Source organism: Geothrix sp. (genome assembly GCF_020622065.1).
Classification (GTDB): domain Bacteria; phylum Acidobacteriota; class Holophagae; order Holophagales; family Holophagaceae; genus Geothrix.
Genome location: NZ_JAHRYQ010000001.1, coordinates 767,597 through 780,381, shown reverse-complemented (window position 1 = coordinate 780,381; position 12,785 = coordinate 767,597). Strand labels below are relative to the sequence as shown.

13 protein-coding genes are annotated in these 12,785 nt (G+C 67.2%); 5 read left to right on the top strand and 8 right to left on the bottom strand.

Annotation, left to right across the window (positions count from 1 at the left end):
* Positions 1 to 35 precede the first annotated feature (35 nt).
* Positions 36 to 443 (bottom strand): hypothetical protein, encoded by a 408-nt coding sequence (locus tag QZ647_RS03660; RefSeq protein WP_291270872.1) that lies wholly within the window; start codon positions 441 to 443, stop codon positions 36 to 38.
* 308 nt (positions 444 to 751) lie between these two features.
* Here QZ647_RS03660 and QZ647_RS03655 point away from each other — a divergent pair, with 308 nt between their 5' ends.
* The 3 genes from QZ647_RS03655 (at position 752) to QZ647_RS03645 (ending at position 4,197) form a co-directional block, all read left to right on the top strand.
* Complete coding sequence (locus tag QZ647_RS03655; protein WP_291270871.1) at positions 752 to 2,179, top strand: DUF5666 domain-containing protein; 1,428 nt, start codon at positions 752 to 754, stop codon at positions 2,177 to 2,179.
* A gap of 84 nt (positions 2,180 to 2,263) precedes the next feature.
* On the top strand, positions 2,264 to 3,343 hold the full coding sequence (locus QZ647_RS03650) for an FAD-dependent oxidoreductase (protein WP_291270870.1): 1,080 nt from the start codon (positions 2,264 to 2,266) through the stop codon (positions 3,341 to 3,343).
* 20 nt (positions 3,344 to 3,363) lie between these two features.
* Positions 3,364 to 4,197: a carbon-nitrogen family hydrolase gene (locus QZ647_RS03645; protein WP_291270869.1), complete on the top strand. Its 834-nt coding sequence runs from the start codon at positions 3,364 to 3,366 to the stop codon at positions 4,195 to 4,197.
* A 43-nt stretch (positions 4,198 to 4,240) separates the two neighbouring features.
* Here QZ647_RS03645 and QZ647_RS03640 read toward each other — a convergent pair whose 3' ends face one another.
* From QZ647_RS03640 to QZ647_RS03625, 4 genes are all read right to left on the bottom strand, one after another.
* Positions 4,241 to 4,660, bottom strand: a complete 420-nt coding sequence (locus QZ647_RS03640) for a hypothetical protein (protein ID WP_291270868.1) — start codon at positions 4,658 to 4,660, stop codon at positions 4,241 to 4,243.
* A 97-nt stretch (positions 4,661 to 4,757) separates the two neighbouring features.
* A complete protein-coding gene (locus QZ647_RS03635) occupies positions 4,758 to 5,099 on the bottom strand; it encodes a DUF2007 domain-containing protein (protein WP_291270867.1) in 342 nt (113 codons plus the stop codon).
* 94 nt (positions 5,100 to 5,193) lie between these two features.
* Positions 5,194 to 5,481, bottom strand: coding sequence for a hypothetical protein (locus QZ647_RS03630; RefSeq protein ID WP_291270866.1), 288 nt, complete (start codon positions 5,479 to 5,481; stop codon positions 5,194 to 5,196).
* Positions 5,482 to 5,645: 164 nt separating this feature from the next.
* Positions 5,646 to 6,767 (bottom strand): aldo/keto reductase, encoded by a 1,122-nt coding sequence (locus QZ647_RS03625; protein WP_291270865.1) that lies wholly within the window; start codon positions 6,765 to 6,767, stop codon positions 5,646 to 5,648.
* 86 nt (positions 6,768 to 6,853) lie between these two features.
* On the opposite strand from QZ647_RS03625, the gene QZ647_RS03620 reads away from it, so the two are divergent.
* Positions 6,854 to 7,495, top strand: coding sequence for a MarC family protein (locus tag QZ647_RS03620; RefSeq protein ID WP_286353697.1), 642 nt, complete (start codon positions 6,854 to 6,856; stop codon positions 7,493 to 7,495).
* Between the two features lie 13 nt (positions 7,496 to 7,508).
* Here QZ647_RS03620 and QZ647_RS03615 read toward each other — a convergent pair whose 3' ends face one another.
* Genes QZ647_RS03615 through QZ647_RS03605 form a run of 3 tightly spaced genes read right to left on the bottom strand, consistent with a single transcriptional unit; the run spans position 7,509 to position 12,146 of the window.
* Entirely contained in the window at positions 7,509 to 7,931 is a 423-nt protein-coding gene (locus QZ647_RS03615) for a nucleoside 2-deoxyribosyltransferase (protein WP_291270864.1), read from the bottom strand.
* A 4-nt stretch (positions 7,932 to 7,935) separates the two neighbouring features.
* Complete coding sequence (locus tag QZ647_RS03610; RefSeq protein WP_291270863.1) at positions 7,936 to 10,008, bottom strand: S46 family peptidase; 2,073 nt, start codon at positions 10,006 to 10,008, stop codon at positions 7,936 to 7,938.
* 56 nt (positions 10,009 to 10,064) lie between these two features.
* Positions 10,065 to 12,146 carry a S46 family peptidase gene (locus QZ647_RS03605; protein WP_291270862.1) on the bottom strand — a complete coding sequence of 694 codons (2,082 nt, stop codon included), beginning with the start codon at positions 12,144 to 12,146 and terminating at the stop codon, positions 10,065 to 10,067.
* Between the two features lie 169 nt (positions 12,147 to 12,315).
* On the opposite strand from QZ647_RS03605, the gene QZ647_RS03600 reads away from it, so the two are divergent.
* The gene (locus tag QZ647_RS03600) at positions 12,316 to 12,675 is read left to right on the top strand and encodes a hypothetical protein (RefSeq protein WP_291270861.1); all 360 of its coding nucleotides are present in this window, start codon (positions 12,316 to 12,318) and stop codon (positions 12,673 to 12,675) included.
* Positions 12,676 to 12,785: the final 110 nt, after the last annotated feature.

Genomic DNA, 12,785 nt, shown 5'->3' with positions numbered 1-12,785 from the left:
GCTCGTGGGCAGGCAAAGCTACGCTCAATCCCCGATCAGATCCGGAGTGCGCTCAGTCTTGCGAGGTGCCGACCCAGATCGGGATCACGGCCCTCCGCCGCGGGGAAGGATTCGGTGCGTTCAGGGGAAGGAACCGCCTGGGCCCAGGTGGCCGGTTCGGGGCGGGGCTCGGTGCGGCGCTCGACCTGAGTTCGACGGGCGGTCGGGGCGGCGACGGCAGCGGCGCGCTCCGTGCAAGTGGACGGGGCGGGCCCGCGGTTGCCTTCGGGCTTCGGGCAGGGACAGCTGTCCTCCATGCCGGTTCCGATACCTGCCCCGATACCTGTCGGGGCGCCGCAGCAGCAGGACTCATGCGACTCGTGCGCCTGCACCGGCGTCCAGATCCCGGCCCCGCTGCCCAGGAGCAGCACGACGGTCAGGATGGCGCGCAGGATCAGCCGCACGGAGGAACCTCCGGATGCTTCCCATCATAGGCCTTCCACCCATGTGGCAACACGGAATCCTTGACCAAGGTCACAGGGTTTGATTTGCCGCCCAGGGAATCGAGCCTCCCATCCGCCCCATGGGACCTCCACCTGTTGGGTCTACACAGATTGGGCGTCGTCCGGTGGCATAGATACTTCCCCCGGGCCTTGAAAAGGCGCGTGCTTCAAGGCGCAATCACCTGGCTTTACCTTCCTGAAAGCGCATATTGATATGTGTTGAAACAAGAATCTTGATCAGCGTTCTTTCACCCACCCTGGAGCCGCCCATGTCCAATGCCCGTGAAGCCCGACCTGAGGTCCGAACGGCCGCCGTCGCCGTCCTGCTGGCAGCTGGGATGGTCTTCCTCAGCTGCGGGGGGAGCAGCTCAAGTTCTGCCACGGCCATGGCCCCACTGCCGGCGAATGTGACCACCGTTCAAGTGAACCTGGGCGACGCCCCTTCGGATTGGATCATGGCCTTCGGCATGACCGTCAACTCGATCACGCTCACGAACTCGGGCGGAGGCACCGTGAACATGGTTCCGACGGCTTCGCCCATGGAGCTGATGCAAGCCATGGCCACGGTCATGCCCATCTCCTCCGTGGCGGTACCCCAGGGCACCTACACCCAGGCGATGGTCACCTTCTCGGCGGTCTCCATGGGCTACATGGACCCCGTCTCGCACACCTACAAACAGAAGACGCTGGCGGGCCCCTTCACTGCCACCGTGCCCTTCACCCCGGCCATGACCGTGGGCGCCTCCTCCATGGCACTGAACTTCGACATGAACATGGGGTCGTCGGTATCCATTGATGCGTCCGGAACCGTCTCCCTCACCCCGATGATGACCGCCAGCATGGGGGCGACCGCTGGCACGGGAATGAATCCCTGGCAGGGCACCATGCAGCACCAGGTCGGCACAGCCTCCAGCCTGTCGGGCTCCCGGTTCGCCCTCGGTTCGATGATGGGGATGCAGCAGACCACGCTCATGACGAACGCCAGCACCCAGTTCATGGGCACGGGATTCACCGGCATGGGATCCATGACCACCGGCATGCTGGTGGCTGTGGATGCGGCGCTGCAGTCGGATGGCACCTACCTGGCGCAACGGGTGGAATCCATGGGAGCGGGAGTCAGCGGCATGATGGGCGGGGGCGTGGTCACGGCCATCACAGGCAACCCGCCCACCCAGCTCACACTGGTGGCGAACGCCGGCCAAGGCGGTGGAATGATGGCCTCATCCATCGCCGGGACCCTCACCGTGGCCATTCCAGCCTCCACGCCCTACATCATCGATGCGAATGGCGTAGATCTCACGGGCCTTCCATTCATGCCGACCTTCGGTCCTTCAACCCTTAGCAAGGGACAGCGGGTGGAGGTGGTGAGCGGCAGCGGCATGATGGGCGGAGGCATGATGGGCGGCTCCGGCTCGCTCACCGCCAGCCAGGTGCGATTGGAACAGCAGGGGCTGCACGGTGTGGTATCTGCCTATGTCACCAACGGTTCCCAGACCAGCTTCACGCTGACGCTGCCCGCGGATTCTGCCTTCACCTCCCTCACCGGAGCCACCGCCATCCAGGTCTACAAGCAGGCGGGAACCCAGCTCCGAAACCTCAATGCCATCGCCAACACCAATGAGGTGATGGTCCGCGGCCTCCTGTTCAACGATGCGGGCACCTACCGGCTCGCGGCCAGCTGGATCGTCGCACCCTAAGCCCCAGCAGGTCCCGCCCCCATTCGCTGGCCAATGAACGCCGGGCGCTTCGGCCCCGGCGGGCAGCGGCGCTAGGATGGAGGCATGGGCACAGTTGAAACGGCAGAGGTTGCGATCATCGGCGGCGGCATCGCGGGGCTCAGCCTCGCCTTCCACCTCGCCCGCGCCGGTCAGCAGGGCATCGTCCTCCTGGAACGCGAGGATCAGGCCGGCACCTACGCCAGCGGCCACAATGCCGCCGTGGCCCGCTCCCTAACCGGCCGCGACGAGCACACGGCCCTGGCGGTGGAGGGGCGGCGGCGCCTGGCCGAGGCGGGTCTGATGACCGCGGGCGGCGGCCTGCTCGTGAGCGTGGAGCACGGCCCGCTCGATGCCTTCGAGGCCGAGGCGGCCCGCCACGGCGTGGAAGTCCACCGCGGCGAGGGCATCCCCCTGCCCGGCCTGAAGGCCGCCGAGCACCTGGCCATCCCCGGCGACGGGGTCATCGACATCGCCGGCCTGGTGCGCGCCTGCGCCGAGGGCGCCCGCGCCGGCGGCGCGGACCTTCGGTTCGGCTGCGCGCTGCTGGGCCTGCGCCTCACCCAACCTCCCGCGGAGGCCGGCTTCGACCTGGACACGGACCGGGGCCCCCTGCGCGCGAAGGCGCTCGCCATCGCGGCCGGGGCCTGGGCCGGGGACCTGGGCCGCCAGGCGGGCTCTCAGATCGCCTTCACGCCCCTGCGCCGCTCCCTGGTGTGGAGTGGCGCGCCCCATCCCCAGCGGGATCCCTGGGCCTGGTGGGTGGACCGCCCCTTCTACCTGCGCCCTGAAAGCGGCGGCCTGCTCATGTGCCCCTGCGAGGAGGTTGCCGTGCCCCTCCCGCCCCGTGGGCGGCAGCCCGAAGTGGACCCCGCCGTGCTCGAGGGCCTCTTCACCAGCCTGCGGGAGCTGGCGCCGGACCTGGCGGAGCGCCCCGTCACGCGCTACTGGACGGGCCTGCGCACCTTCGCGCCGGACCGCCGGTTCGTCCTGGGCTGGGATCCCTGGAACCCCCGCCTGTTCTGGTCGGCAGGCCTGGGCGGTCATGGCATGACCAGCGGCCTGGCCGTGGGCCAGCTCGCCGCCGACTGCTTCCTGCGCAAGACCACCGCCGGACCGCTCGATCCAGCCAGGTTTAAGGGCTGAGTAGCCTCTAGAATCTCCCCATGACCACGCTTCGCGTCGCCCTCATCCAGCAGGACACGGTCTGGCAGGACCCGGCGGCGAACCTGGGCCGGGCGCGGGGCTTCGTGGAAGCGGCGGCCCGGGCGGGGACGCGGGTGGCGGTGTTCCCGGAGCTGTTCACCCTGGGCTTCACCATGGCGCCCGAACCTTACGCCGAAGCCCTGCCCGGCCCCACCACAGAGGCCGTGGCGGCGCTGTCCCGCGAGTTCGGCCTATACCTGGTGGGCTCGGCCGTGGAAGCCCATGCGCCCCACCCGCGCAACGCCGCCTTCGTCACCGCGCCGGATGGATCTCTCGTGGCGGCCTACCGCAAGATCCATCCCTTCTCCTACGGTGAGGAGCACCAGCACTACACGGGCGGCGAGGACTGCCCCCTGTTCGAGATCGACGGCATCCCCTGCGGCCTGCAGATCTGCTACGACCTGCGCTTCCCCGAGCCCTTCCGAGCCCTGGCGGCCCGAGGTGCCGAAGTGGTGTTCGTCCCCGCCAACTGGCCCGCGCGCCGCATCTCGGCCTGGTCCACCCTGCTGGCCGCCCGCGCCCTCGAGAACCAGATGGCCCTCTGCGGTGCCAACCGCGTGGGATGCGATGCCCTGGGCCTCGACTATCCCGGCGCCTCCGCGATCCACGACGCCTACGGCGAAGTCGTCGCCCAAGGCGATGCCACCGAGGGACTGGTGGTGGGGGACATCGACCTTTCGACCCTGAGGGCGTGGCGCGAGCGATTCCCGGCGCTCAGGGATCGGCGACCGGAGGTTTATTCCGCGCTGGAGCGGAAAAGGGGAACACCGATGAACACCGGTAAGAACGAGTGAATTCGAGAGTCGGGAAGCCGGCGCCCGGACCGGGATGGAGCCATCAGGCGCCTCGGCCGAAACCAGGTTGAGCCCTGCTGGCTCCGGGCCGCTCGTAGATGGGTTGGAGCGAGATGCCGTAGTTCTTTTCGGAAGAACCCAGATGTCGGCGGATCCTCTGCATTCGGGTTTCGTAGATGAAGGGCTCTCCGCAGCCATCCACCGCCCAGCGCACGACCGAGGTCGCGACATAGTCTTCCGAATCATTTTTGGCCAGGATGGTGCGGTAGCCGATGAGACGCAGCGACTCGGATGGCGCCGGACAGCCGGCATGGGAGGCGCGGTGGGCCTTGAGAACGAGGGCCCTCGTCTCATGCTGGATCTCGGCCGAGCAGGAGGCCTGGAACGAGGCGAGCGGTGTCGTCTCGACCGTTCGGCACGCCCCCAGGCCCACCACCAGTGCCGTCACCAGTACCAGCCTCATCGTCACTCCCGTTTGATTGAGACTTTGGACCCGGAATCCTTCGAGCCGGTTGAGAACAAACGAAGGCCGTGCGGGCGGCCCCCAAGCCAAGGGAAGGTCAGACTGCCGGCGGGCCGTCTGGCCTTGAAGTTCCACAGTTCCAGCACTCCGAGAACTGCGATTCCAGGATTTCGTGGCACTTCGGGCAGGTCCAGGAAGGGCCTGCTTCTTCGGGGAGGGGCTCACCGGACGAGAAGTCCCGAATCAGATCCAAGGCCGCCTCGGCCTGAGCTGAGTTCAAGATCCACACCTCGGGAGAAGTGCCCGGGATGACCAGCGATCCGGGAACCGTATTCAGGAGCACATCCCCCACCACATGCGCCTGGATGCCGTTCGACCGAAGGAGATCCTCCACAAGGTGTGCCTCAGCCTGATGTTGTGCCGTGAATACCTTCAACATGGCGGACTCCAGGTGCGGCCTAATGGTGGTGCCAACTAGCCCCGCCTGCAATGAGGCGCTGAAGGAAGGCGAGGAAGCGGGGTGCCGTGAGGGATCATCGGAACAGGGCGGCTTTGATGATGTAGAGAACGAACCCGACGAACCCGACCCCGAGCCAGAACCGACCGGAGAAGAGAAACGGAGCGTCGTCGTGCTGGAAGGTCGTGTGTCGGCTGCTTGGTTGGCCCAACGCCGGGCCCCCCAGAATGCTCATCCATGAAGCCGTACCTATCGTAGGCGGTGGATGATCTGAATCATCTTGAAGGGTGACCAGCTTCTTCTCTTGGGCCAGCGTGCTCTTTTGCTTCATCGCCTCAGGGTCAATTCGGTAAGGGTTGGTCATCAGGAGTCCCACTTAAAATGAAGCGAACCTCATTGACGAATGCCCACGGCTGGTTGGCTGCAATTCCCCGCCGAAGGTCGCCGGTCAGATGGGTCAAACCGATTCACCCTTCATCCGGCTCGGTGTTCACCAGCTTGGATCGGCGTTCATCGATGGTTCTTTTCTCATTTCCCAGGATTCGCCGGCGCATCCCGCTTGTACCACGACGCCTGCCCATAAACAGGCTTCACCTTCTGTTCCAGCGCTTCCAACTGGGCCCCATTCAGGGGCAAAAAGTCCCGCGCGATGCGGATGTTCTCTTCGAGCTGGGCGATGTTGTCCACACCGATGATGACCGTGCTCACGGGGTGGCTGAGGGTGTACCGCATGGCCTCCTTCATGGTGAGGGTGCCGGGCCGGTCGTGCTTGGCGGTGCCCCGCTGCTGGGCGGGGGGCGGCGGCTGGACGCCTTCGAGGATGCGGCCCCGGGCGGGGATCTTCATGCCGATGATGCCCATCTCCTTTTCCACGGCCAGGGGCAGCAGCGTCTTCTTGAAGGGCAGGTGCCAGGTGTCGGCGGCGTTGAAGGCCATGAGCACGCAGTCGAAGGGGAAGCGCCGGATGGCTTCCGCCAGCACATCGGGATCCGTGTGGCCGCTGAAGCCCAGGAAGCGCACCAGCTTCTGGTCCCGGGCCTTCTGGAAGGCCTCCAGCGCGCCGCCCTTGGCGCAGACGCGCTCCACATCGTCCAGGGTGCTCATGGCGTGCAGCTGCCAGAGGTCCACATGGTCCGTCTGCAGGAGCTTCAGCGAGGTCTCCAGAATGCGCAGGGAACCGTCCGCCGTGCGGTCATGGGTCTTGGTGGCGAGGAAGGCCTCCCGGCGGCGCCGCTTCATCACCTGCCCGAAGTACTGCTCACTCCAGCGGGCGTCGCCGCCGTAGCGCGCCGAGGTGTCGAGGTAGTTCACGCCCAGATCCAGGGCCCGCTCGATGAGGGGCACGGCCACCCGTTCGTTGTTCGGCTTCTCGATGGCCGCCTGGCCGCCCAAGCTGAAGAGGCCGACATGGTGCCCCGTGCGCCCCAGGTTGCGGGTCGGCATGGCGGTGGCCGTGGCGGCATTGAAGGGCGCTTTGGGGGAGGGCCTCAGGGCCAGGGGCTCCGCCGCGTCCAGGGTATCCAGGGCATCCACCGCCCCGAGCCGCGTGGCGACCAGACCGGCCGCGGCGGCCGCACCGAGCTTGAAGAGGTCCCGACGGGTGGTTCCGGCGCCGCTCATGGCGTCCTCCTGATGGATGCGATCCGCCATTATCGCCCCAATACCGGACCGTGGGATCCCCATCGGCCCGGTATTGGATAGGATCGGCAAAGGCATCCGCCCGAAGGGACCCCGCCATGGCCGTCTTCCTGAACACCATGCTGTTCGCCTTCCTGGCGCTCTTCCCCATCCTGAACCCGCCGGCCATGGCCCCGGTCTTCCTGCAGCTGACCGGCGGCGTCAAGGAGGCCCAGCGCAACCACCTGGCGGCGCTCATCGGCTTCTACACCTGGGCCTTCCTCTCTTCGCTGCTCATCATCGGGGGTTGGACGCTCAAGCTCCTGGGGATCTCCATCCCCGTCATCGCCATCGCGGGCGGGCTGCTGCTCTTCCACAGCGCCTGGCGCATGCTCAACCGGGATCCGAAGCTCAGCGAATCCGATAAGGAGCAGCTGAAGACCTACCTGCTCGACAAGGCCTTCTTCCCGCTCACGATGCCGCTCACCGCCGGGCCGGGCGCCATCGCCGTGACCCTCAGCCTGGTGCCGCGGGGCCCCTCGTGGCATCCGAAGACCCTGGCCAGCTTCCTCGCCACCAGCTGCGGCATCGCGCTGGCGGCCCTCACGGTCTTTTTGTTCTACCGCTACGGCACCAAGGCCATCCGCAAGCTGGGGCCCACCGGCGAGGCGACCCTGTCCCAGCTGTCGGCCTTTGTCCTGCTGGCCATCGGGGTCCAGATCGTCTGGAGCGGCCTGAGCGAGCTGATCCGCGGCCTGTAGCTCCCCGCAAACCTCAGGGCTTCGGCTCGGCCAGGAAGGCCCCCGCCTGGGCCAGGGCCTCCTCCAGCGTCGTGTAGGGTTGGAAACTGAAGCCGGAATGGCGGATCCCCGTGAGCATCTTGCTGACGCGGACGCCTTCGCGGGCCAGGCAGAGCACGGGCTTTCCGCGCTCCAGGGCATAGGCGATCTCGAAGCCCACGCCGTGGGAGGGCGTGCTCACCTCCGCAATGACCGCATCGCACCCGCGCAACCAGGCCGTATCCCGCTCGAAGACGGCCTCGGGAGCCAGGCCTCCATCCGCGGCGGCCACCGCTTCCGACGCGAGGTGCTCCGTCAGCACGCGGTGGCCCAGGGCCTGCAGGTGCGTCACTAGCGCCGCGTAGACGGGCTGGTCCTGGCGGCCGCCGGTGAGCGAACAGGAGAAATAGAGATCCACGGCGCTACTTCCCGGTCAGCTCGTTCACCAGGTGCTTGGCATCCATGATCTTGCGCAGGGCCTCGAGGATGGCTCGGGCGTCCGTGGCCACGGCGCGTTTGGTGTCGGCGTCGTAGATGTAGTAGCCGCCCTGCCCTTCGAACACGCTGTCGAAGTTGATGCCGACGAACTCGCCCTTCACATTCACCACGGGACTGCCGCTGTTGCCGCCCACGGTGTCGCAGGCGTAGATGAAGTTGAAGGGGGTCGCGAGGTCCAGCTTCGACTGGCGCTTGAGCCAGCGCGGCGGAAGGGTCCAGGCGCCCTCCTCCGCGGCCGCGGCGTTGCCGCCCCAGCCCAGGTGCCGGTCGTACATGCCCATGTAGGTGGTGAAGGGCTGGGCCTTGGTGCCGGTCCCGTTCGCGTAGGTGGCCACGGGCCCGTAGCCCAGCCGCAGGGTGAAGGTGGCATCGGGGTAAAGCGTCTTCCCGAAGACCTTGAACCGGGCCTCGGCGATGCGGCCGCCGTGCTCGGTGAAGACGCTGGTGACCTCGTCCTCCATCTGCTTGCGGACGGCGCGGTTGAAGGGGTCCAGCCGCTTCGCCAGCAGGATCATGGGGTCGGTGCTGGCGTCGAGCGCGGCCTTGCCGCCTTCCGCGAGCTGCTTCCGCACGGCGGGATCCTCCAGCTTCGTGCCCTCCACCGCGGCCTTGGCCACGGCCTCCGGGGTCTGGCCGCCCAGCATCGCCTTCACGAAGGGATGCTCCGCGCCGAGTTCCCGCGCGGCCTCCTGGAGGCCCGCAGCCAGCAGGGTCGCGTCGATGGGCTTCTGCACGGGACGCGGCGACAGGAGCCGCGCCTTGGTGGCCTTGAGGTTGCCTTCGGTGAACTCGTTGAGGCGCTGGGCCGAGGGTTTGGTCTCTTCATCGGCCAGCCGCACCAGGGTGAGCGCATGGCCCAGCAGGGCCACCCGGCGGGCGTCGATGTAGGTGACTTCCTTGAGCAGGGCCTTCTGCCACTCCACGGCCTGGGCGACGCGATCCCAGCTGCCGCCCGCGCGGGCCTGCAGCTCGGCGTCCTTCGCCACGGCCGCCTTCAGGGAGGCCTCGGCGTCTTCCACCTTGCGGAGGTTCTCGGCCTTGGCGAGGCCCAGCAGCTGGCCGCTGAGGCGCTTGTAGCCATTTTCGATGCCGTAGATCGCTTCGGCGGCCAGGCGGTGGGCCTCGGGCGAAGCGGCCGAGAACGCCTGCAGGGCCTTCTTCTGGCGCTCCAGGGTCTTGAGCTGGAAGGGGATGCCGGTGTCTCGCGCGTAGACCATCTGGGCATGGGTCTGCTGGCGGAAGGTGGTGCCGGGGTGGCCCGAGATGAAGGTCAATTCGCCCATGGCGGTGCCCTTCGCGCTGAAGGGCAGGATGGCCTCGGGCCGGTAGGGCTGGCCGTTCTCGTAGACGCGGAAGAGGGCGAAATCGAGGTTGTGGCGGGGGTAGGTGTAGTTGTCCGGGTCCCCGCCGAAGGCCGCCACCTGCAGCTCGGGCGCGGCGACGAGGCGCACATCGCTGAACTTCTTGTAGCGGTAGATCCAGTACTCGCCGCCCTGGTAGAGCGTGACGGGTTCGCAGGTGAAGCCGGTCTTGGCCTCCTCGGTCCTGCGGATCTCGCCCAGGGCATTCCGCCGGGCCGTGAGGGCATCCTTGTCCGCCATGCCGGGTTTCACGGCACCGTTCACGCGGATCGTCACATCCCTCATGGAGACCAGCATCATCAGCTCGAGGCCCGGTACCTTGATCTCGTCGGCCCGGCGGGCGGCGGTGAAGCCGTCCTTCACCAGGTCGGCCTTCGCGTTTGACACCTGGGCGATGGCGCCCCGGCCCACATGGTGGTTCGTCACCACCAGGCCGTCCTTGCTCACGAAGGCGCCCGTGCCGCCGGGGAAACGCACCGTCGCCAGCTGCAGGTTCTTCAGCCAGGCGGCGTCGAGGTCCACGCCGTACTTCGCCTTGATCTTCTGGGTCGGGATGTTGTCGAAGGTCCACATGCCCTCGTCCGCGCGCAGGGCGGGCAGGGCGGCAAGGAGCAGGACGAGGGCGGAGAGGCGCATGGAGACTCCGAAAAAGGGGGCCCCGGGCGGGGCCCCCTGGCCTTCAGATCATCAGGTTACTTGCCGGTGAGCTCGGCCACGAGGCCCGTGGCGCCGTAGACCTTGTCCAGGGCATGGACGATGGCGCGGGCATCCACGGAGACACCGCGGTTCACGGCCTCGTCGTAGAAGTAGTTGCCGGGCAGGCTCTCGATGTTGCCGTCGAAGATGAGGCCCACCAGCTCGCCCTTCTTGTCGATCACGGGGGAGCCGGAGTTGCCGCCGATGATGTCGACCTTGTGGGCGAAGTTGAAGGGCAGCGAGGGATTCAGCTCGCCGCGCTTGTCCACCCAGCGCTGGGGCAGGGTCCAGGCGCCTTCGTGGGCCTTGGCCGCGTTGCCGCCCCACCCGTCGTAGCGGTCGAAGAGGCCGCCGAAGGTGGTGAAGGGCTGGATCAGCGTGCCGTTGCCCTTGTACTCGGCCACGGCGCCGTAGGAGAGGCGCAGGGTGAAGGTCGCGTCGGGGTAGGTGTTCTTGCCGTAGGCCGCGAAGCGGGCCTTGGCGAGACGGGTGCCGTGCTCGGTGATCACGCTCTGCACCTGCTCCTCCGCCTTCTTGCGCAGGCTCCGGGTCATGGGATCCAGCTTCTTCGCCAGGGCGATCATCGGATCCTGGCTCTCGGCGATGGCCTTCTTGCCGCCGGCCAGCAGGGCCTTGCGGGCCTCGGGATCACTGAGCTTGGAGCCCTCCACCGCCGCCTTGGCCACCTCGGCGGCGGCCTTGCCGCCCAGCATGGCCTTCACATAGGGGTGCTGCGCGCCCAGTTCCCTGGCGGCATCCTCCAGCCCCTTGGTGAACATGAAGATCTCCTGCTCCTTGTAGAAGGGCGCGGGAATGCCGAGGCGGGCCTTGGCGGTCTTCAGGTTGGCGTCGCTGTACTCGGGCAGGCGCTTCTCGCTGGGCAGGGCCTCCTCGTCGGCGATGCGCACCAGGGTCAGGGCCTGGGCCAGCAGGGTGGAATTCGCCGTGCCGACATTCAGGGTCTCCTTGGCCAGTCCCTTGGCGACCTGGGTGGCCTGCTCGATCTTGGCCCAGCTCTGGCCCGCGGCGGCGGTGAGCTTGGGATCCTTGGCCACCTTGGCGCGCAGATCCTTCTCGGCGGCCTCGATGCGGGCCATGGCCTCCTTGTCCTTCAGGCCGGACCAGTAGCCCGTGGTGGCCTTGATGCTGTTCTCGATGCCGAAGATCTGGGTGTTGACCTGCCGGGCGGCTTCAGGCGAGGTCTTGGCGTATTCCACCATGGCGGCCTTGCGGCGCTCCATGGCCTTGAGGCGCATGGGGATGGCGAAGTCGCGGGAGTAGAGCATCTGGGCCAGGGTGTCCTGGCGGTTCGTGCGGCCCGGGTGGCCCGTCACGAAGGTGAGGTCGCCCGCCTTGAGGCCCGTCCCGGTCCACTTCAGGAAGTGGGAGGGCGCATAGGGCTTGCCGTTCTCGTAGACGCGGAAGAGGGAGAAGTCGAGGTTGTGGCGGGGGAAGGTGAAGTTGTCGGGGTCGCCGCCGAAGAAGGCGATCTGCTGCTCGGGCGCGAAGACCAGGCGGACATCGGTGTGCTTCTTGTAGCTGTAGATCCAGTGCTCGCCGCCCTGGTAGAGCGTCACATGCTCGCAGGTGAGGCCGCTCTTCTCCTGCATCTCCTTCTTGATCTTCTCGATCTCGGTCTCGCGGAGCTTCAGGGCCTGCTTCTCAGGCGTGCCCGCCTTCACCGTCTTGGCCAGGCGGTCCGTGATGTTGTCCATGGCCATGAGCGTCATCAGCTCGAGGCCCGGCACCTTGATTTCCTGCTCGCGGGAGGCGGCCGCGAAGCCGTTCTTCACATAGTCGGCCTCCTTGCTGCTCACGCGCTGGATCCAGCCGCGGCCCACATGGTGGTTGGTGAGCACCAGGCCGTCCTTGCTCACAAAGGAGCCTGAACCGCCGGGGAAGCGCAGCGACGAGAGGCGCACATGGTCGAGCCAGGCCTGGTCCGGGGCCCAGCCGTACTTCTCCGAAATCTTCTTGCTCGGCAGGTTGTCGAAGGTCCACATGCCTTCTTCGGCCCGGAGGGAAGAACCGGCCAAGGTGAGGGCCAGGAGGGTGAGGGCCAGGGAACGCGGGTTCATGGGATCTCCCAAGATGCTGATGGAATGAGCCACCATCGTATCACTAAGTATCACCGGCCCGCCTTTGACGACCTCGCGGGCAAGTTACAATTTATCAACCCCTGTGTGTCCAGTAAGTTCCACTGCCATCTCTGGCCTAATTCCGTCATACTTGTGCCCTGGACATTTAATGACCCTCACCCTGAACCGGATCCTCAAGCGCGCCTCGGCCGGACTGATGCTGGCCCTGGCCCTGGTGTATCTGCTTCATTCGGCCGCGCATACCGCCGCCGCGGAAGTGGCGATCCCCGCCAACGGCGCGGCCGTGGTCCTGGAGCTGGATCCCTTCGTCCTGGCCCAGGCCCAGAGTGGCGACGGGGTGGCTGGCTGCCACTTCTTCTGCAACCACGGCTGCCCCGTGCCACCCCTGCCCGACCGGCCCCGGCTGGTCGAGCCCAATGCCTCCCGCACCTACGCCCTGGCCCGGATCAGCTCGGCCCGCGGTGCCCACCCGCAGCCCCTCAAGGCCCCGCCCCGGATGCTCGCCTGACGCTCCGCTGATCGTCCGTGATGCCGACCGCCTCTGGCGGTGTCGGCCTTCCCGGCGCGATCCCGCCCCACCGGGCCCAGGTCCGGTGGCCTTCTGCGACGCCTGACGAG

Coding starts and splice junctions, on each gene's coding strand:
- QZ647_RS03650 (WP_291270870.1), top strand. CDS start 2,264: ATGGGCACAGTTGAAACGGCAGAGGTTGCGATCATCGGCGGCGGCATC.
- QZ647_RS03620 (WP_286353697.1), top strand. CDS start 6,854: ATGGCCGTCTTCCTGAACACCATGCTGTTCGCCTTCCTGGCGCTCTTC.
- QZ647_RS03605 (WP_291270862.1), bottom strand. CDS start 12,146: ATGAACCCGCGTTCCCTGGCCCTCACCCTCCTGGCCCTCACCTTGGCC.
- QZ647_RS03655 (WP_291270871.1), top strand. CDS start 752: ATGTCCAATGCCCGTGAAGCCCGACCTGAGGTCCGAACGGCCGCCGTC.
- QZ647_RS03640 (WP_291270868.1), bottom strand. CDS start 4,660: ATGAGGCTGGTACTGGTGACGGCACTGGTGGTGGGCCTGGGGGCGTGC.
- QZ647_RS03630 (WP_291270866.1), bottom strand. CDS start 5,481: ATGACCAACCCTTACCGAATTGACCCTGAGGCGATGAAGCAAAAGAGC.
- QZ647_RS03625 (WP_291270865.1), bottom strand. CDS start 6,767: ATGGCGGATCGCATCCATCAGGAGGACGCCATGAGCGGCGCCGGAACC.
- QZ647_RS03645 (WP_291270869.1), top strand. CDS start 3,364: ATGACCACGCTTCGCGTCGCCCTCATCCAGCAGGACACGGTCTGGCAG.
- QZ647_RS03635 (WP_291270867.1), bottom strand. CDS start 5,099: ATGTTGAAGGTATTCACGGCACAACATCAGGCTGAGGCACACCTTGTG.
- QZ647_RS03610 (WP_291270863.1), bottom strand. CDS start 10,008: ATGCGCCTCTCCGCCCTCGTCCTGCTCCTTGCCGCCCTGCCCGCCCTG.
- QZ647_RS03600 (WP_291270861.1), top strand. CDS start 12,316: ATGACCCTCACCCTGAACCGGATCCTCAAGCGCGCCTCGGCCGGACTG.